Annotated in this window: 16 protein-coding genes and 1 pseudogene; 11 read left to right on the top strand and 6 right to left on the bottom strand. The window is 63.6% G+C overall.

Annotated elements, in window-relative coordinates; translation table 11 throughout:
• Nucleotides 1–55 precede the first annotated feature (55 nt).
• The 6 genes from IVA82_RS03115 (at nt 56) to IVA82_RS03090 (ending at nt 8,062) form a co-directional block, all read left to right on the top strand.
• On the top strand, nt 56–829 hold the full coding sequence (locus tag IVA82_RS03115) for an ABC transporter permease (protein ID WP_247382769.1): 774 nt from the start codon (nt 56–58) through the stop codon (nt 827–829).
• On the top strand, nt 826–1,611 hold the full coding sequence (locus IVA82_RS03110; protein WP_247382721.1) for an ABC transporter ATP-binding protein: 786 nt from the start codon (nt 826–828) through the stop codon (nt 1,609–1,611). The genes IVA82_RS03115 and IVA82_RS03110 overlap by 4 nt, the downstream gene beginning before the upstream one ends.
• Nucleotides 1,604–2,836 (top strand): Zn-dependent hydrolase, encoded by a 1,233-nt coding sequence (locus IVA82_RS03105; protein WP_247382720.1) that lies wholly within the window; start codon nt 1,604–1,606, stop codon nt 2,834–2,836. The genes IVA82_RS03110 and IVA82_RS03105 overlap by 8 nt, the downstream gene beginning before the upstream one ends.
• A gap of 93 nt (nt 2,837–2,929) precedes the next feature.
• Nucleotides 2,930–3,613: a phosphoribosyltransferase gene (locus IVA82_RS03100; RefSeq protein ID WP_346658686.1), complete on the top strand. Its 684-nt coding sequence runs from the start codon at nt 2,930–2,932 to the stop codon at nt 3,611–3,613.
• A 261-nt stretch (nt 3,614–3,874) separates the two neighbouring features.
• Nucleotides 3,875–5,050 (top strand): MFS transporter, encoded by a 1,176-nt coding sequence (locus IVA82_RS03095; protein ID WP_247382719.1) that lies wholly within the window; start codon nt 3,875–3,877, stop codon nt 5,048–5,050.
• Nucleotides 5,051–5,218: 168 nt separating this feature from the next.
• Complete coding sequence (locus IVA82_RS03090) at nt 5,219–8,062, top strand: winged helix-turn-helix domain-containing protein (RefSeq protein ID WP_247382718.1); 2,844 nt, start codon at nt 5,219–5,221, stop codon at nt 8,060–8,062.
• A gap of 121 nt (nt 8,063–8,183) precedes the next feature.
• Here the strand turns inward: IVA82_RS03090 and msrA are convergent, their stop codons facing one another.
• The 6 genes from msrA to IVA82_RS03060 all read right to left on the bottom strand — a co-directional run bounded on the left by msrA (nt 8,184) and on the right by IVA82_RS03060 (nt 13,382).
• On the bottom strand, nt 8,184–8,699 hold the full coding sequence (gene msrA, locus IVA82_RS03085; RefSeq protein ID WP_247382717.1) for a peptide-methionine (S)-S-oxide reductase MsrA: 516 nt from the start codon (nt 8,697–8,699) through the stop codon (nt 8,184–8,186).
• A 181-nt stretch (nt 8,700–8,880) separates the two neighbouring features.
• Entirely contained in the window at nt 8,881–9,303 is a 423-nt protein-coding gene (locus IVA82_RS03080; RefSeq protein WP_247382716.1) for an OsmC family protein, read from the bottom strand.
• A 104-nt stretch (nt 9,304–9,407) separates the two neighbouring features.
• Nucleotides 9,408–10,256, bottom strand: coding sequence for an enoyl-CoA hydratase/isomerase family protein (locus tag IVA82_RS03075; RefSeq protein ID WP_247382715.1), 849 nt, complete (start codon nt 10,254–10,256; stop codon nt 9,408–9,410).
• 62 nt (nt 10,257–10,318) lie between these two features.
• Nucleotides 10,319–11,632, bottom strand: a complete 1,314-nt coding sequence (locus IVA82_RS03070) for an epoxide hydrolase family protein (RefSeq protein ID WP_247382714.1) — start codon at nt 11,630–11,632, stop codon at nt 10,319–10,321.
• A gap of 323 nt (nt 11,633–11,955) precedes the next feature.
• Entirely contained in the window at nt 11,956–12,642 is a 687-nt protein-coding gene (locus IVA82_RS03065) for a VOC family protein (RefSeq protein WP_247382713.1), read from the bottom strand.
• 68 nt (nt 12,643–12,710) lie between these two features.
• Nucleotides 12,711–13,382, bottom strand: coding sequence for a sensor histidine kinase (locus tag IVA82_RS03060; protein WP_247382712.1), 672 nt, complete (start codon nt 13,380–13,382; stop codon nt 12,711–12,713).
• Between the two features lie 342 nt (nt 13,383–13,724).
• On the opposite strand from IVA82_RS03060, the gene IVA82_RS03055 reads away from it, so the two are divergent.
• From IVA82_RS03055 to IVA82_RS03035, 5 genes and pseudogenes are all read left to right on the top strand, one after another.
• On the top strand, nt 13,725–16,568 hold the full coding sequence (locus IVA82_RS03055) for a winged helix-turn-helix domain-containing protein (RefSeq protein ID WP_247382711.1): 2,844 nt from the start codon (nt 13,725–13,727) through the stop codon (nt 16,566–16,568).
• 118 nt (nt 16,569–16,686) lie between these two features.
• A complete protein-coding gene (locus tag IVA82_RS03050; RefSeq protein WP_249815093.1) occupies nt 16,687–17,394 on the top strand; it encodes a hypothetical protein in 708 nt (235 codons plus the stop codon).
• A gap of 181 nt (nt 17,395–17,575) precedes the next feature.
• Nucleotides 17,576–17,911 (top strand): annotated as a pseudogene (locus tag IVA82_RS03045) (alpha/beta fold hydrolase); the annotation flags it as partial.
• A 78-nt stretch (nt 17,912–17,989) separates the two neighbouring features.
• Nucleotides 17,990–18,337, top strand: coding sequence for a hypothetical protein (locus IVA82_RS03040; protein WP_247382709.1), 348 nt, complete (start codon nt 17,990–17,992; stop codon nt 18,335–18,337).
• A complete protein-coding gene (locus tag IVA82_RS03035; RefSeq protein ID WP_247382708.1) occupies nt 18,318–18,722 on the top strand; it encodes a hypothetical protein in 405 nt (134 codons plus the stop codon). The genes IVA82_RS03040 and IVA82_RS03035 overlap by 20 nt, the downstream gene beginning before the upstream one ends.
• Nucleotides 18,723–19,772 lie beyond the last annotated feature (1,050 nt).

Raw genomic sequence — 19,772 nt, 5'->3', positions numbered from 1 at the left:
CCCGTGCCCAAGGCAGGCCGGCGCTCTCATCGAACACCGCCCGGATAGTGGTTTGATGCGTCCCCTGGATCCCGTGACATCGAAGCAACGCGCGGCTTACGGCCTCGCGTTCTTCGTGCTGTTCGTCGCCCTCTGGTCGTGGGCGACCTTCGGCGGCCATGTGTCGAAGACCTTCCTCGCCAACCCGCTGACCATGGTGGAGGAAGGTGTCGAGCTCCTCAGCAAGCACGGCTTCCTGTTCGACATCGGCATGACGATCTGGCGTGTCCTCGGTGGTTTCGTGCTGGCCGCGATCATCGCGGTACCGCTCGGCGTGCTGATGGGGGCCTACAAGCCGGTCGAGGCCTTTCTCGAACCGTTCGTCTCCTTCGCACGCTACCTGCCCGCCTCAGCCTTCATCCCGCTCTTGATCCTGTGGGCCGGCATCGGCGAATTGCAGAAGCTGCTGGTCATCTTCATCGGCTCGGTTTTCCAAATCATCCTGATGATCGCGGTGACCGTCGGCGCCACCCGGCGCGATCTGGTGGAGGCGGCCTATACGCTCGGCGCCCGCGACCGCGGCATCATCCGCCGCGTGCTGCTGCCCTCGTCCGCGCCCGAGATCGCGGAAATCCTGCGGCTGGTGCTGGGCTGGGCATGGACCTATGTCATCGTCGCCGAGCTAATCGGCTCGTCCTCCGGCATCGGCCACATGATCACGGACAGCCAGGCGCTGCTCAACACCGGCCAGATCATCTTCGGCATCATCGTGATCGGATTGATCGGCCTCGTCTCCGATTTCCTGTTCAAGGCATTCAACGCCTGGCTGTTTCCCTGGAAGCTCGCATGACGACGCTGAAGATAGAGCAGGTCTCGCGGACCTTCCCAGCACGGCACGGCAACGCGCCGACCAGGGCGCTGGAGCCGACCGACCTCACCATCGGCAACAACGACTTCGTCACCATTCTCGGCCCCTCCGGCTGCGGCAAGTCCACGCTTCTTCGCATCGTCGCGGGACTCGACCGTCCGACCGGCGGGCGTGTCAAGCTTGACGGCCACGAGGTGACCGGCCCGGGCGCCGATCGCGGCATGGTGTTCCAGTCCTACACGCTGTTTCCCTGGCTGACCGTGCGCGAGAACATCGCCTTTGGCCTGCGCGAGCGCGGCGTGGCGCAGGCCGAGCGGTACAAAATCGCCGACGCCTTCATCCGCCAGGTTGGACTGTCCGGGTTCGAAAATCACTGGCCCAAGCAACTGTCTGGCGGCATGCAACAGCGCACGGCGATTGCGCGGGCACTTGCCAATGATCCAAAGATCCTGCTGCTCGACGAGCCCTTCGGCGCGCTGGATAACCAGACCCGCGCGCTGATGCAGGAGATGCTGCTCGGGATCTGGGAGCGCGACCAGAAGACCGTTCTGTTCGTGACCCACGACATCGAGGAAGCGATCTTCCTCGGCAGCCGCGTCGTCGTGATGAGCGCGCGGCCCGGCCGCATCAAGGCCGAGATCGCGGTGGACCTGCCGCATCCGCGCTCCTACAAGATCAAGACCACGCCCGAATTCGTCCAGCTCAAGGAACGGCTGGTCGAGGAGATCCGCACCGAGGCGTTGAAGGTTGCCGAACATGCCTGACACACGGTCACGTGCCGATGGCGCACGCGTTCTCGCCGATCTCCATGCGCTACGCGCGATCGGCGCCTACAAGACCGGCGTGCACAAGCCGACCTTCTCCGAGCCGCACAGGCAGTCGCTGGAGTGGCTGGTGCGGAAGCTGCCCGAAGCTGGCCTCACCGCTACGATCGACGGCATCGGCAACGTCTTCGGCATCAGCACGAAGCACGGGCCGAAGCTGCTGGCCGGATCGCATCTGGAAAGTCAGAACTACGCCGGCTGGCTCGATGGCCCGCTCGGCGTCGTCTATGCGCTGGAGGCCGCGCGTGTGCTCAACGCCGATCCTTCGCTCAAAGGCGTGGTCGAGGTCGCGGCGTGGTGCGATGAGGAAGGACATTTCGGACACTTCCTCGGCTCGCGCTCCTATGTCGGACAGCTGACCGAGGCCGACATCGACGCCGCGCGCGACCGCACCCACGGCCGGACCATGCGCGATGCGCTCGCCGACATGGGGCTCGCCGGGCGTCCGCGCGTCACCGCCGAGCCGGGACGGCACGTCGGATATCTGGAGGCGCATATCGAGCAGGGCGATACGCTCGAAAGCGGCGATCTTGCGATCGGGGTCGTGACCTCCATTGTCGGCATCTGGCAGTACCAGATTAATTTTGTCGGCGAGCAGAACCACGCCGGCACCACTCGCATGGCCGCGCGGAAAGATGCGGGGTTGGCGCTGGCGAAATTCTGCGTAGCCATCAACGAGCGCTTTCCCGCAGCATGCGGCCCACGCACGGTCTGGACCACCGGCCGCATCACGCTCGATCCCGGCGCGCCGAGCATCATTCCGGGTGCCGCCGAGATGCTGTTCCAGATTCGCGACGACGATCCGGCCGTGATTGCAAGGCTGGAGGATCTGTTGCGGACGATAGCGAACGAGGTCAACGCGCAGGGGCGCTGCTCCGTGACCGTGGAGCGGATTCGCACTGGCGCTCCTGCCATGATGAACTCGCGCTTTCAGGATGCTATCGAGGCCGCGAGCAAAGACCTCGCCGGAGGGCGATCGCTCCGCATGCCCAGCGGCGCCGGTCACGATGCGCAGACGCTCGCCGCGATCATGCCCGCGGGCATGCTGTTCGTGCCGTCGATTGGCGGCATCAGTCACCACTGGACCGAAAACACCGCCGACGCCGATATCGTCACGGGCGCGCAGGTGTTCGTCGACGCCTGTCGGCGTATCCTCGGAGGCTAGGCAGAATGCGGCTCGCCTTGTGCCCAGCCTTCCCCCCAAGCGCTGCCAGATCATGACCGCGAGTGAACATTACACCGAGTCTACGACCGGCTACTGGCAATATCTGACGCCACAGATCCCCGCACGCTTTTCGGCGACGCACCTTACCGCTTCGGCTATCCCGCTCCTCTGCCTTGCGGCCGCATCCTCGTCTTGCCGCTGCGCCAATTGCCTGATGGTGATCGCGCCGTCGCTTCGCTTATCGCCAACCAAGCCTCGAATCTCGTCGTCGCGGCGCTGGCAGACCATATGGCGACACAGGCGCGCGTCTTCGACGCCGAGATCATTGTCGGACTACCGACGCTGGGTCTTGCGTTTGCATCTCTTGTGGCCGAACGGCTCGGACAGGCTCGCTATGTCCCGCTCGGATATTCCCGCAAATTCTGGTATGATGACGCGCTGTCCGAGCCCGTGACTTCGATCACCAGCCCAGAGGCCGGGAAAAAGTTACGGCTGGATCCGAACCTGCTGCCCCTGATCGAAGGCCGCCGGGCGGTGTTGGTCGATGACGCAATCTCGACCGGCGCGACCGCAGTCGCCGCCGCGCGCCTGTTGCAGAAGATCGGCGTCGAGATTGCCGGCATGGTCGTCGCGATGAAGCAAACCAATCGTTGGGAGGTGACGACTGCGGCCCTTTCCGCGCCGTTTCCGGTTCGTGCGGTATACGGGTGTCCGCTCTTCCAGCGCAGCGAGGCCGGCTGGATGCCGCTGATGGAGACACAGCCTGCCATTCCTTGATTGATCGGACATCTGCTCTTCGTCGCCTGAAGCCCGCAGCATGGACGAAACGGCGGGATCCGGCTTCGGCCTTCGATCACGCAGGCGATCGTGACCGCGCATGACGGAACGCTGCTGCTGCTCGACAACGAACCGAGAGGTCTTCGCATCCGCCTGCTGCTCTCCGATGCCGACCGCGACAATTCGTGCACGCCTCGGACATAATGGCGCAGCAATCTTCTGGCTTCTCGACCGCGCCACTACCCCTCCCTGGAGTTCCTCATGTCTTCTGCTGACCGGCCGGCGACGCGCCTTGCGACCCGACTCGCCTTCCTGGTCGCGGGCTTCGGCATCGCGTGCTGGGCGCCGCTGGTACCGTTCGCGAAGGCGCGACTCGCCGTTGACGACGGCATCCTCGGCTTGCTCCTGCTCAGCCTCGGCATCGGCTCGGTCGTCGCGATGCTCTTGACCGGCGTCATGAGCGCACGCTACGGCAGCAAGCCGATTATCATCGCCGGCGGGCTTGGTCTGGCGCTGGTCCTGCCGCTATTGGCAATCGCAGGCTCGCCGGTGACACTGGCACTGGTGCTGCTGGCATTCGGCGCAGCGCTTGGCTCCATCGACGTCGCCATGAACATCCACGCCGTGGAGGTCGAGCGCGCCGCGGGGCGCCCGCTGATGTCCGGCTTTCATGCGCTGTTCAGCATCGGCGGCTTCGCCGGATCCGCCCTGATGACATTATTGCTCTCGCTGCATCTCGGCGCGCTCGCCTGCACGCTGATCTGCTCCGTCCTGATGCTGATCGCCACGCTGATCGCGTGGCCACGCCTGCTTCGCTCGACCAAGGCGCAGCAGGAACTGCTGTTCGTGCTACCGCACGGATCGGTGCTCCTGCTCGCGCTGCTCTGCGCGATCACTTTTCTGGTCGAAGGCGCGATGCTCGATTGGGGCGCACTGCTCGTCATCGGCGCAGGGCTTCTCTCCGAAGCGCAAGGCGGGGCCGGTTACATCGTGTTTTCGATCGCCATGACCGCCGGGCGGCTCGGCGGTGACGCCGTCGTGGCCCGTGTCGGAGATCACGCGACATTATTCTGGGGCAGCCTGCTTGCGATCGTGGGCTTTGCGGTCCTGCTCACCGCCTCCGTCGCCGCGGTCGCCATGAGCGGCTTTCTTCTCATCGGCTTAGGGGCTTCGAACCTCGTGCCGGTGCTATTTCGCCGGGCAGCCACACAGACGGTGATGCCTACAGGTCTCGCCGTCGCGGCCATCACGACCGCCGGCTATGCGGGCATCCTCATCGGCCCCGCCGGCGTCGGTTTCGTCGCTCGGGCGGTCGGGCTGCCGGTAGCGTTCTGGCTCCTGGCGGCACTGATGGGTCTCGTCACGCTTTCAGCGCGCATCGTCGCAGCAAACCCGCGCCAAACGGCCCAGCCCTTCTCGCCGCCACAACGCGACTGACCTAAGCTGCTAGTTTCAAAGCGATATTTCGTGCACGGCGGGACTGAGAATCAAGCGGCCCGGCCGGAAACGCGGAGGCGCCCACTGCTTTCGGCCAGTTTACTCAACGTCTCGATCTGCTAGACCAGATGCAACCAATTTCGACTCCCGTCGAGGCGGCAACGGCGCGTGCCAGATCGTACTGACGAAGACTCGGCCATTTCATTTGGACCATTCCGGCTGCTTCCAAGGTCCCGGCTCCTGGAGAAGGATGGCGCGCCGCTGCATCTCGGCGGCCGCGCGCTGGATATTCTGATCTTTCTCGCCGGGCGCCCCGGTGAAGTCGTCGACAAGCGAGTGCTGGTCAAGCGCATCTGGGCCAACGTCAATGTCGACGAGGGCAGTCTGCGCTTCCATATCGCAGCGCTGCGCAAGGCGCTCGGCGATACCGGCAAAGCTGCCCGTTATGTGGTCAATGTGCCCGGTCGCGGCTATTGCTTCGTCGCTTCCCTCGCGCAAGCTCCCCCGTCGGTCGTCCCGCCCACCGCCGAAATCGTCCGTCCGCGCTCCCTTCCAGCGCCGCTCGCAAAAATGGTCGGACGCGAGGAGGTCGTCGAGAAAATATCGAACGGGCTTTCGCTCCATCGCTTCATGACCGTGGTCGGCCCGGGCGGCATCGGCAAGACCGCGGTCGCAGTGGCCGTCGGGCATCGCCGCTCGGCGGACTTCGGCGGACGCGTCTTCTTTGTCGACTTCGGTCCGCTAAGGGATGCCAGCCTCGTTGCAACCACCATTGCCTCCGCACTGAGATTGACCATCAGCTCGGAGGATCCGATGCCGGGTCTGCTGGCGTTCCTGAAGGCAAGCCCGGTCCTACTGATCCTCGATGGTTGCGAACATGTGCTGGATACATTGGCACCGCTGGTCGAGCGCATCGTTCGCGATGCGCCGCGAGTTCACGTTCTCGCAACCAGCCGCGAGTCGTTCCGGAGCGAAGGGGAACGGATCTTCCGGCTATTCCCACTGGATTGTCCGCCCGAGCGCGACGGACTGAACGTCGCCGAGGTCCTTGCCTACCCTGCAGCCCAGCTCTTCGTCGAGCGCATTGCGCAGAGCTCAGGTCCATTCCAGCTCAGCCCAGAAGAGGCGCCCCTCGTTGCCAATATTTGCCGGCGCCTCGATGGCATTGCGCTTGCGATCGAGCTTGCGGCGGGCCGCGTCAACGCATACGGCATCGCGGGCACGGCGTCCCTGCTCGACAGCCGCTTTTCACTGCAATGGCGGGGGCGACGCACCGCTGTTCCGCGACACCAGACGCTCGCCGCGGCGCTCGACTGGAGCTACGACCTGCTGTCCGCGGCCGAGAGCGCCACCCTGCGACGTCTGTCGGTCTTCGTCGGGCCGTTTACTCCGGAAGCGGCTGCCGCGGTCGCGTCGGGCGACGGCCTCAGCACATTGCAAACTCTCGAAGCGATCGACAGCCTGGTCACCAAATCGCTGATCTCGCCGTCCGGCTCACGGATGCTGCGCCATCGTCTGCTCGACACCACGCGCACCTATGCGCTCGGCAAGCTGAACGAACTCGGCGAAACAAGGCAATTCGCGCGGCGCCATGCCGAGCATTTTCGCGACTTCTTCGAGGCGGCGGAATCCGACACATCAGCTCCGCTGCCGGAATGGCTGAGCATCTATGGCTCGGAGCTGGACAACGCGCGTGCGGCGCTGGATTGGGCTTTCGCGCCCGATGGCGACTCTGCGCTGGGTATCGCACTGACGGCGGCGACGGTCACGCTGTGGGTCCGTCTTTCATTGTTCGCCGAATGCCGCGAGCGCGTCAGAATTGCGCTCGCTGCGCTTGGAGACACCGGCGGCGATGACCGTATACGCATGCAGCTCCTCTCCGCACTCGGCTGGTCGCTGATGTACGGCGAGGGGCGCGCACGCGAGGCGCGCCCGATCCTCGAGACGACCCTCGAATTGGCTGACCGGCTCGACGACAAGGATTTCCGGCTTCGCGCGCTCTGGGGATTGTGCATCGACCAGTTCAACAACGGACAATTCGGCAAGGCGCGCGCACTGGCCGATCGCTTTGCAGAGGCCGCGGCGAACTCGTCCGACAAGACCGATCTGATGCTGGCGGATCGGCTGATGGCGGTCGCTCTGCATTATCTCGGAGACCAGACGGACGCGCGGCTGCGTATCGACCGGGTGAACGCATCGTTGCATGTGCTCGTGGAGAAGCCCAAGATCTTCCCGCTCGATCTCAGGATATCGACGCAATATTTCCGGGCCCGCATTCTATGGCTACAAGGCCTGGCCGATCAGGCCCAGGCGCTCGCCGCCAGAAACATCGAGGAAGGCCGCGCCAACGGCCACGCGCTGACCTTCTGCAGCGTGCTGGGGCAAGCCGCCTGCCCGATCGCCTTCCTGGCCGGCGATTTCGACGCCGCGGAACGCCACGGCACCGAGCTGCTCGAGCACACCGAGCGCCACGCAATCCGGCTGTGGGGCCTGTGGGCGCGGGCATTCAACGCGGCGGTCATTGCGAAGCGGGGCGACCTCGCCACGGGCCTGCCGCTATTGCGCGAAGAGCTCAATCGCGCCGGCGATGCGCGCTTCCTGCCGCGCTTTCTTCCGCTCCTTGGCGAGCTTGCGGCGTGTTTCGGAGAGGCCGATCAGGCCGAACGTGGCCTTGATATGATCAAGGACGTCTTAGCCCGTTGCAACGACCGTCAGGAGCGCTGGTATCTGCCCGAGCTGATCCGCATCAAGGGAGAGCTGGTGCTCAAGCAGGCGAAGAACCTGCCGGCCGCCGAAAAATGTTTTGGCGAGGCCATGGAGATCGCCACGCAGCAGGGTGCACGGTTCTGGGAGCTCAGATGCGCGATCAGCATCGCGCGGTTCAGAATTGGACAGGGACGGAATGCAGACGCCAGGTCAGTTCTGGAGAACGTCTGCGGGTCATTTGCAGAGGCCTCGGACATTGCCGACATGCGTGTCGCGTACGACCTGATCGCGCAATTGCAGACCTGACGGCGCGGAGCCGGAAAGGCCTCAGCGCTATCGGACTCATCGATCAAGACACGCGCTCCTTCGGCGAGATCGTCGCAACGCCGTCCTCAGGCCAGAGCCGGCCATCCGAGTGCGGCCCGCCCTAACCTGCCGCAGCAGCCCCGCGCCGCGGCAGCTTCCAGTTTGGCCGGATGAAGTGGCAGGTGTAGCCATCGGGATAGCGCTCGAGATAATCCTGATGCTCGGGCTCGGCCTCCCAGAATTCGCCGACGGGCGAGACTTCGGTGACCACCTTGCCGGGCCACAGATGCGATGCCTCGACATCGGCGATAACGTCTTCGGCGACCCTCTTCTGCTCGTCAGTGGTGTAGAAGATCGCCGAGCGATAGCTCGTTCCCATGTCGTTGCCCTGGCGATTGAGGGTGGTGGGATCGTGGATCTGGAAGAAGAACTCCAGCATCGTCCGGTAGCCCGTCTTCGCGGGATCGAAGATGATCTCGATCGCTTCTGCGTGGCCTTCGTGATTGCGATAGGTGGCGTTCTTCACCTTACCGCCGGTGTAGCCGACGCGGGTCGAGATTACGCCGGGCTGCTTGCGGATGAGATCCTGCATGCCCCAGAAGCAACCTCCAGCCAAAACTGCACGCTCTGTTGTCATGTGTCAGCTCCCAATGGATCGGCCTGTCCGTTCAGCACCGGTCGCACCACAAGCTCTGCGCCGCGCGGCGTGAGCCGGCCAAGTTTGGATGTCCATCCGGTTCCTCTCGAAGTGACGATGACGCCTCGAAGATTCAGCTTCCTCGACCAGGACCGGATGGGCACGATGTTGCAAGCTCGCATTAGATAAGCTTGGCGTCGAGCGTGATCTCAACATTGAGCACTTTCGACACCGGACAGTTCTTCTCGGCCTCACCGGCGATGCGGGCGAAACCGGCATCGTCGAGGTTCGGCACCTTGGCGCGCAAGGTCAGCGCAGACTTGCTGATCTTGAACCCCTTGCCTTCGGGCTCGAGGCTGACCGCCGCTTCCGTGGAGAGCTCGGTCGGTGTGAAGCCGGCCAGCTGAAGGCCGAAGGCCAGCGCCATGGTGAAGCAGCCGGCGTGCGCCGCCGCGATCAATTCTTCGGGATTCGTCCCCTTCTCGTTCTCGAAGCGGGTCTTGAATGAATAGGGCGTCTCCGCGAGCACGCCGGATTCACTTGACAATTGGCCGCTGCCATCGCGGCCGGTGCCCTTCCATACTGCCTTCGCCTTGCGGATCATCTCACTTCTCCCTGTTTATTCTCGGCACCGGCGCTCCGGTGGAAGGCGGCTTCGGCGTTACCACCTGTCGCCTTTTCAACCGGTCGAGCACCGCAGCGGTTCCGTCAGGTGCCGATCTGTCCGACGTGGAAGCCAAGCCGGTTCTCGACGTCACCGGCGCGGTGGAAGCCTCGCGACATCAGCGCCCTGATCCTGGTCTGGCTTGCTGGACGGCCGAGCGAGGCCAGGAATGCGTCCCATTCCGGCTTGATCTCGACGTCCGGCGGCAGGCTCGCGACGTCGACGAGGCGCTTGGTCTCGGCAATGGCATCCTTATCGAACGAGGCAATGCGCATGGCGAGCGTCTCGACGAAGCCGTCGAGTTCGGCATCCGGCAACGAACGGTTGACGTAGCCATAGCGCTCGGCGAGGTCACCATGGATGTCGTCGGCACCGAGCAGCACCTCCAGCGCGCGGCCGCGGCCCATCAGGCGCGGCAACCGCGCCATCGGTCCGCCGCCGGGCACAAGGCCCGCGCCGACTTCCCATTGCGACAGCATCGCCTTCTCGCGGCTGGCAAAGCGCATGTCGCTTGCGAGCGCGAGCTCGCTACCGACGCCGGTCGCGCGGCCCCGGATCGAGGCAATGGACACCACCGGCGCGCGGCTGAGGCGTACCAGCATATCGGGCAGCGCCTGAAGGCCTGTCGGTCCCGGCGGGACGCTCAGGGACTCCTGCAGCGGCGCGAGAAAGTCGTAATGCGTGATGAAGAAACCCCCGACGGCGCTGTCGAACACGACAACCTTCACCTCAGGGTCGGTCTCAATCGCGGTGATGATGTGATTGAGTAGGGGAAGATGTTTGGGCCCGAAGATATTCACCGGGGGCATATCGAAAGTGACACGCCAGTATGACGGCAGGCGGCACTCAAGCCGGACGTCTTCGGTCGTGAAGCTGCGCTCGGGACGGTTCATGGCTTTGCTCCTGATCTGCGTATGAAGGACGGGACGCGCGGAGGGCGCGTCCCGTCGGGGGCTCAGATCGACTGCCGCAGTGGCCGGAACGCGGTGCGCATTTCCGCAGAGAACAGCGCGGGCTGCTCCCAGGCGGCGAAGTGGCCGCCCTTGTCGAGACGGTTGTAGTGGATCAGCTTCGGATAGGCCTTCTCGGCCCAGCTGCGCGGCGCGGCGTATATCTCGTCCGGGAAGACGCTGACTGCGACCGGGATCTTGACGTGCTTGGGCTCGAAGAACACCAGCTTGTTTTCCCAGTAAAGCCGCGCCGACGACACCGCTGTATTGGTGAGCCAATAGAGTGTGATGTTGTCGATGACGTCGTCCCGCGACAGGCCTTCGGTCTTGCCGTCGAACACCCGCGCGATCATCGCGGCACTGCGCGCATCGTGATCGAGCATCCAGGATGCAAGACCCGCCGGCGAATCCACCAGGCCATAGAGCGTCTGCGGCCGGTTCGACATCTCGATCGCATAGCCGAGACCATGCTTGTAGAAATCGTCGAGCTGATCGTAGGCGTAGCGCTCCTCGACCGAGAGGCCTGCCGGCCGCGAGCCGCCGGGCTGGAGCACCTTGGCGATGTCATCGGGAACGGTGGCGGGCATGTTGGTGTGAATCCCGAGCAGCTCCGGCGGCGCCAGCAGCGCCATCTGCTCGGTGACGGCATTGCCCCAGTCGCCGCCCTGCGCCACGTAACGGCTGTAGCCGAGGCGCTTCATCAGCACGATCCAGGCGCGCGCGATGCGCTGCGGATCCCAGCCGAGCGCCGTCGGCTTGCCGGAGAAGCCATGACCTGGCAGCGATGGGATCACCAGGTCGAACGCGTCCGCCGCTTTGGCACCATGCGCCGTCGGATCGGTGAGCGGGCCGACGATCTTGATCTGCTCGATGATCGAGCCCGGCCAGCCATGCGTGACGATCATCGGCAGCGCATTGTCGTGGCGAGACTTCACGTGAATGAAGTGGATGTCGACGCCGTCGATCTCGGTAACGAATTGCGGCAAGGCGTTCAGCCGCGCCTCCATCTTGCGCCAGTCATAGTCGGTCTGCCAGTAGCGCACGAGCTGCTGCACCGTCGTCAATTGCACGCCCTGCGATTGGTCGGCGACGACCTCGCGATCCGGCCACCGGGTCGCCGCCAGACGCCGGCGCAGATCGTCCAGATCCTCTTCGGGCACGTTGATGTTGAACGGGCGGATCGCTCCGCCTGCGGCCCCCTTGGCCGGATGCAGCGGCAGCAGGCTCGCAACGCTGGCGGCGACCGCACCCATCGCGGCCTGGCTCAGCAGTTGACGGCGATCGGGGTTGAGGATGTCGGTACGGGCTTGCGTCGGCATGTGGATCTCCCTGGCTTTTGTCGGTGACGTTGACCGAATTCGAAATCGACATCTCGGTTCGTCCTGCAAAGACATTGGCGCAGGCGTCTTCAATTTGCTCGTTATGGATTGTTAGAGTGCGTTAGCCGTTGCGAGTCCGCGCGATCTGCAGGAGCGATCGACGAAGTGCGCTACAGGCAGTGCAAATGCAACGCGGCGCGCGACGAGTAAACCATCGCGCGCCACGTTGTCTAATCAGGAGCCGCACACACCGCGAGAGCTATAGGCGCCGCGACCAGACGCGACCAGAGAGGCCGTGGCACGTCGAGCGAATCCGCTTCCAGCTATGGCAGCGGCTGTCCAGCCTGCTCGCGCACCATGTATGCGGCGTACCAATCGGCCCAGTTCTCGTCGTGCGCGCCGGTGCGCTTCTCATGTTCACCATGCGCCACCGCTGCACGGCGCAGTGCCGCGGCCAGTTCGGTCTGCGAAGCGAACGCCGTACCGTCCCCCTCAATGCGCCCGGGCAGTCGCGCAGTAACCTCCTGGAGCAGCCAGCCGTTGCCATCGGGATCGCTGAATGCGGCAAACGAGCTATAGCTACCGTGTTCCGGGTCAACACCGCTGACCCGAACGCGACCGAACAGATACGGCTCGTCCGGCCCCACGTGAATATCGCCGGCACCGTGGAATGGCTCGCTCACCTCAATGCCCCGACCGAGAATTTCTTTTCGTGCCGCCTCCAGATCGGAGACGATCAGGTACAATCCTTGCGCCGAACCAGGCACCGCGGCGGTGACATTCTTGCCGAAGATTACCGAACAGGCCGAGCCCGGCGGCGTGAACTGGATGACGCGCCAATCGTCCCCCGAGGCAAAATCGGCGTCCAGCCTCCAACCGAGGCGCGTGTAAAACGCCTTGGCACGGTCGACATCGGACACGGGGATGACGACGATCTCCAGCTTCAAATCACCCCCGCGAGCCTTCGAGGACTTGGCGCTGGCTTCGCGATCTGTCTCGATGACTGTCATGTCGAACTCCCTGTTTCGGTTGGCATCTGTTAGTTGTTGCGAGCGAGCAGAGCAGAACTCGGCCGTCCTCAGGCCGCTGCGGCCGGCATCACGATAGTCACGCGCGTGCCGCCCTCCCCCGCCTCGCCGTTGATCCGGGCGCGGACGCTGCGTGCGAGCCCTTCGAGGATCCGGCTACCGGTGCCCTGAAGCGGGCCGGTCGCACCGATCCCGTTGTCGGCCACCGTGCACAACCAAGCGCCGTCGCGGTTGGCCATTTCGATGCGGATCAGTGCGTTCTTCTTGTTGGGGAAGGCGTGTTTTGCCGCATTCGTGATCAATTCCGTCAGCATCAGCGCGAGCCGGTGGCATTGCGATGCCGGCAGCGTACCGCTTTCGATCGCAGCCTCGCAGCGGATGCCCGCTGGTTCCAGCACAGCCTCCGAGACAGCTCCGCACAGGTTCTCGAAAAAGGCCGCAACGGAGACTGTCGAATGATCATCGTCACTCGACAAAAGTTGATAGAGCCTGCCAAAGGCGACGACGCGCCGCTCGAACCGGTCTACCGCAAGTGACATGTCCCTGGTGCCGGCCCGCGTGAAGTCGCGGCGAACTGACGCACCCAGCAGTGTCAGCGTGTTCTTCATCCGGTGGTGGGATTCACGCAACACGAGTTCCCAGTCACGCGATTGATCGTCCAGGTTGGTGACATATTGAGATCGGGCGACATTGTCGTGCGACCGAGAACCGAGCGCGGGCATGATAGCCTCCCCCGTTGAAAGTAGGATCTAACTCCAAGGCCATACTGGAGGAGAGCTCCGACTTACGCTCGTTAGGCGTTGCAAGATGTTGTTATGATCGATGGCAGGCGAGGATTGCACGGCAAACGCCGTTTTGGCCGTCAGAGGCTTCGCCGCGTCTTCCCGATTGCCGCATAAGCCGTTCGCCTTTAAGCGAAATTTGCGACATCTAATCTTTGTACCTTTGGCTTATCTCGGTCCCGTTACGTGATTTCGCCGTTTTCGGCCCGTTTACTCAAGGCCTCATTCGGGTAGATCAGACGAGCCGACAGCAGCACTACCTTTTCCTTGGAATCATGGCCCGTGCCAGACACTAACGACCAGGACTCGGCGATTGCCTTCGGGGCCTTTCGGCTGTTTCCCAAGTCGCGGCAGTTGGAGAAGGATGGCGCTCCGCTTCACCTCGGCGGTCGCGCGCTCGACATCCTGATGTTTCTCGCCGAACGACCGGGCGAGGTCGTTGACAAGCGGGAGCTGATCAAGCGCGTCTGGGGCGAGGTCAATGTCGACGAAGGCAGCCTGCGCTTCCACATCACGACGCTACGCAAGGCTTTAGGCGATACCGGCGAAGGCGCCCGCTATGTCGTCAACGTCCCCGGACGCGGCTATTGTTTCGCAGCCCCCCTGCTCCGGGCCGCAGCTCCGGAGACCCGGTCGAGCCTGCCGGTCTCCTCGCCGCGCTCGCTCCCCTCACCCCTTGCGAGGATGATCGGGCGAGACGATGCGGTCGAGAAGATTTCCGCCGAGCTTTCCCTGCATCGCTTCGTGACCATCGTCGGTCCGGGGGGCATCGGCAAAACCTCCGTCGCGCTCGCCGTCGCGCACGGCCAGCTTGCGGGCTTCGATGGCCAGGTGAGCTTCGTCGATCTCGGCGCGCTGACGGATGCCAGGCTCGTTCCCGGCACCATTGCCGCCGCGCTTGGCCTGACCGTCAATTCCGAGGACCCGATACCAGGCCTGCTGACATTCCTGCGCAGCCGGCGGATGCTGCTGGTTTTCGACAGCTGCGAACACATCCTCGACGAGCTCGCGCCGCTGGCCGAGCGCATCGTGCAGGAGGCGCCCGAGCTGCATATTCTCGCCACCAGCCGCGAGTCCTTTCGCACCGAAGGTGAGCGCGTCCATCGGCTGTTTCCGCTCGATTGCCCGCCCGAGCGCGACGGACTGAGCATGGCCGACATTCTCGCCTATCCAGCAAGCCAGCTGTTCGTCGAACGCATCGGCGAGAGCCTGAGTGAATTCGAGCTGAGCGAGGACGACGCACCGCTCGTGGCCGAGATCTGCCGGCGGCTGGACGGCATTGCGCTCGCGATCGAGCTGGCTGCCGGACGCGTCAATGCTTATGGAATCGCCGGCACAGCCTCGCTGCTCGACAGCCGCTTCTCACTGCTATGGCGGGGGCGGCGGACCGCGATCCCGCGGCACCAGACCCTGAGCGCGGCGCTTGCCTGGAGCTACGACCTGCTGCCGGCAGCCGAAAGCGCCACGCTGCGCGGATTGTCGGTGTTCGCCGGCCCCTTCACGCTGGAGGCCGCTCTTGCCGTCGCCTCCTCCCAAAGCATCAGCGAATCCGAAGCGGTCGAGGCCATCTCGAACCTGCTCTCGAAATCCCTGATTGCGACCTTCCCCGCCGAACGGCGGCTGCGATATCGCCTGCTCGACACCACCCGGGCCTTCGCGGCGGACAAGCTGATCGAGAACGGGGAAGCTGCTCGGGTCGCGCGCGCCCACGCCGAATATTTCCGCGACGTCCTGCGCGATATTGCCCTCAAATCGATGGGCATGCAGAGCACCGGCGGCTTTCTTCCCTACGCCGACCACCTGCCCAATGTCCGCGCCGCGCTGACCTGGAGTTTTTCCGAGGGCGGCGACCGGGCGGTCGGCGTGGATCTGGCGGCGTCGACGGCGCAGTTCTTCCTCGAACTGACATTGCTGACGGAGTGCTACCGTTGGACGCAGCAGGCACTGACAGTTGTCGATATGGCTTCCGTCGACAGCCGACAGGAGATGACGTTGCAGGCCGCTCTCGGCGTCTCCGTGATGTTCACGCAGGGCAATACCGAAGCGGTTCGCTCGGCGTTCACGCGAAGCCTTCAACTCGCGCGGGAGCTCGAGGACCTGCACTGGCAGCTGTGGCTGCTGCGCGGATTGCACATCTACATGACCAGGGTCGGAGATTTTCACGGCGCACTCGGGACCGGCGAACAGGGCCAAAGCGTTGCGCGGAAGTTGAACGATCCCGCCAGCACGCTGAACGTGGAATGGATGCTGGGGGTGGCGCATCATCTGATCGGCAACCAGGACAAGGCCGTACAGTTCTGCGAGAGCGCGATGGTACACAATCCCGGCTCGCAGCGGCAGAATATCGGCCATCTCGGCTATGACGACCGTATCGTGGCGCTGGTGGCGCTGGCGCGGGGGCTCTGGCTCACCGGCCGGTCCGATCGCGCGATCGAAGCGGCCAGATACACCGTTCGCGAGGCCGAGCAGCTCGAGCAGCCGCTCACGCTCGGCATTGCCCTGATCTGGACGATCTACGTTTTCCTCTGGGTCGGTGACTGGGCCAACGCCGAAATCATGATCGAACGGCTGACCAATCATGCCGAGCGGCACTTCCTCGGCCCCTATCACGCGGTCGGAATCGGCCAGAAGGGCGAGCTTCTGCTGCGCCGCGGGGATGTCGCCGGCGGCATCGAACACCTTCGCCGCAGCCAGGTGACGCTGTACGCGACCCGGCACCGGATCATGACGACGGTGTTTGCGACCGCGCTGGCGGAGGGTCTCGCGTCCCAGAACGAATCCGACGAGGCCCTGCGCACCATCGACGACGCCATCGCCCAGATCGGCGATCACGGCGAATCCTTCGACATGCCGGAGATGCTCCGGGTCAAGGGGGACATCCTCGCGGGGGCGGGCGACGCCGTGGCGGCCGAGGACTATCTCCAGAAATCGCTTGTCCTGTCGCGCCGGCAATGTGCGCTGGGCTGGGAGTTGCGGGGGGCCATCAGCCTCGCCCGCGTCTGGCAGCGCGCCGGACGGACGGGCGATGCACGCACCCTGCTCGCGCCGATCGTGGCGCAGTATCAGGAAGGCATCTCGACCCGTGATCTGGTCACCGCCAATGGGCTCCTAGGCAGCCTGAATTGAAAGCATCTTCAACGGGATACCGCCAAATCAGGCGCTTGCAACTCCTAACAACTTCTAACACGCCAAGCCGCACCCGCCCCGCCATGGTGGTTACACTTCACGGTGGATGCGGCGAAACATGGCACTTCTTGACGACGTGATCGAGGCCAGCGGCGGTTTGGCCCGCTGGAACAGTTTGAGCCGGTTCACGCTGCATCTTTCCGTTGGGGGAACACTGTTCTCCGGCGCCGGACATGCCCGTGAATTCAAGGATGTGACCGCGGAGGGATCGACGCGAACGCAATCGGTCCGCTTCACCGGCATTACCGGGGGAGAACAGTCCGGCTCGTTTCAGCCGGACACGATCACGATCGAGAGCCTGGAAGGCAAGGTGCTGCGATCCTGGCGCAACCCGGACCTCGGATTCGCCGAGGCCGATGCACACAGTCTGGCCGACGAGCTGCAACTCGTCTTCTTCTGTGGCGTCGCCATCTGGAGCTATCTGACCAGTCCATTTCTCCTCGCCCATCCCGATGTCGTGATTGAGGAACTGTCGCCCTGGCGTGAAAACACCGAGACCTGGCGGCGCTTGCGAGCACAATTTCCGCAGAACCTCATCACTCTCGCGCGCGAGCAGATCTTCTATTTCGATGAGCGCGCCCTGCAGCGGCGGACGGATCACGAACTCTTTGGAATGAAGGTCGCACATTCATCCTGGGCCCATGACAGCTTCGGCGGCATCGTGGTGCCGACGCTTCGGCGTACACAGACTCTGCGGCCTGATGGAACCGTGATCGCCAAGCCGGTGCTGGTCGATGTCGAGATCTTCGACGCCGTCTTCGAATAGAGGCGACGAGTCGCGGGGCGCTCGCAACGTCTAACACCAGATAACGAGCCAACGGCGCCACTTGGGTGCAGATTGGTCTTGCGAGCAGCGAACCAACGCACGAGCTCGCTGCGGGCGACTGACGATGTTCTTGGGCGCGGTTGCTCGCTTCCGTGGACACGCCTCTCAGGGACGCAATGATATGAACATACCAAGCTTGCTGACGGTCGCGGCCGCCATGGCCTGCATGGCGCTTCCGGCATCGGCGCTCAATTCGAGCCGGCGCTCGATCAGCTATCACACCGTCGATGTCCAGGGCCTCAAGATATTCTATCGCGAGGCCGGGCCGGCCGACGCACCGACCGTGCTGCTGCTGCACGGCTTTCCGTCCTCGTCGCGGATGTGGGAGCCCCTGCTGCCGCTGCTTGCCGACAACTTTCATCTGATCGCCGCCGACTATCCCAGCTTCCGCAACCGCAGCGCGCCGGCTCCGTCGGATTTCACCTACATCTTCGACAACATCGCGGGGCTGATGGGTGTTCCTCTGCGCAGACGCGGATCATCGGCAGACGCAGCCGCGCCATTGCTTCAGTGGCGCGGCTGCAGGGGTGTTTGAATGAGCGATGCCGTTGAAGAACGTGACGAGTATGACGACTTGCTTGCGGCGCTCGGGCGAACCGAGGAGCAGGATCGGCGGATTGCGGCGCACGAAGCTGGGCATGCGCTTTGTGCGCGTCTGCTCGGTCATCCTCTTGGCGGTGTGAGCGTGACGCCGAACCCTGCTATTGGCACAGAAGGGGTATGCTGGGGTATGGGCCATGCCGCGGCATTCAAGGATGGTCGCGGCGACGCGTCCGAGGTTCGTCGGACGCTTGCGTCCTTGATGCCGAATTCTGGCGAGGGCCGATGTCTTTGCCAGCATTTATTCTCACATATGCAAGCTGATGGCTGGCCGCGCTGCTGAGCGCATCTTGTTGGGTGATGAGCACGCTGGACCTGCCGCCGATGATCTACGGCAGGCGCGTGAGCTCGCCCTCCTCATGTGCCGCAGCGAAGAAGCAATCGAAACGTTCCTCGCGCATTGCGAGATCGCCGCACGTGATTTGCTCATGCCGTATGGCGACATCCTGATGGTGCTTTCCACGGTGCTGCGGATCAAGCGGACGCTGGATGGTGCGGAGATCGACAAGATCATCTGGGACGTGGAGGCGCGTAAGGGGTTGGCGGCGGAGCGTCAACGCCGCGCCGAATGGCGCAAGCGCGAACTGGCAGCAAATGCTTCCGAGAAGATTGTCGTCGCGGCGATGCCGCAGCCCGTGCCACATTCTGAGCCAAATCGGGTGCGGTAATCGGTGACATCAAAGACCGGAGAGCACGGCGGATGTACCCGAGCCTAATGATCTTGAAGGGCCCCGACGTGCGAGCGTCGGGGCCTTATTCATAGTCCCCAACGAACGGATTACGAACCCAGAGGGGTCGATCCAGAACCAACATACCGAGTTCGGAGTTTTACACTGGGGTAGGTTCGTAGAGATGAGTGTGCGCCATGAAGCGCCTGCGGTTCATACGAAAAGCCTCGTTAAAGGCTCGGCTTGATCTAGAAGCTCAACAGCTACGTGATGAAGCCCGGTCATGCCCGCCAGGACACAAACGAGACAGTCTGCTTAGGAACGCCCGCCAGAATGAAATCGCGTCTCACATAACCGAGTGGCTGACCTTGCCAAGATGGCAACCGCCGAAATAGCGCCGCCTTGGTTGGCAGCGTGAGTGCTCGCTCAAACGAGCATCCACATCGTGAATGCGGCGCACAGGCAGATTATGCCCACGACGGTCATTCCGGCAAAGAAGCGCTCGGTTCGATCCATGTCGATCACCTTCCGGATCGGTCCACGCCTATAAACGTTTAAAGCGGCACGTTGGCTCCCGCTTGCGCGCGTCGTAATCTGTCAGAGCTTATGTCCCATTAGGACGGTGCGAGCGCACTGCGAACTGCCATTCCAGCAAATTCCATCTGAGTAGTTCGAAACCAGTTGAACCAGCTGGTTGTTAGCAACAATGGACGACCACGATCTGCAAGCCCGCACGGAGCAAGCTCTTGTCGTAGTGACCCTGAGTACGGCAACGCTGATCGCGTGTGTCGGGCTCTTGGTGTCTACGTCGTTACAGTGAGTGACCGAGGCGAGGCGGAAAAAGACCGCCCGAGGGCGGTCCAACCTGCTCGGATGAGCAGATTAAAGTTTTCGAGAGTAAAATCGGGATAGGGGGAGTCTCGCGACTCTCCCCTCCCACACCACCGTACATACGGGTCCGTATACGGCGGTTCACCGGATTGAGCGCGAACGGCTTGTTTTGCGTCCGCGCCAGAGGTTCAGATGGTGGACTCCGTCACGTCGGCTTCG

The sequence above is a fragment of the Bradyrhizobium sp. 142 genome, assembly GCF_023074015.1.
Classification (GTDB): domain Bacteria; phylum Pseudomonadota; class Alphaproteobacteria; order Rhizobiales; family Xanthobacteraceae; genus Bradyrhizobium.
This window is presented reverse-complemented; position numbering and strand designations above follow the sequence as displayed.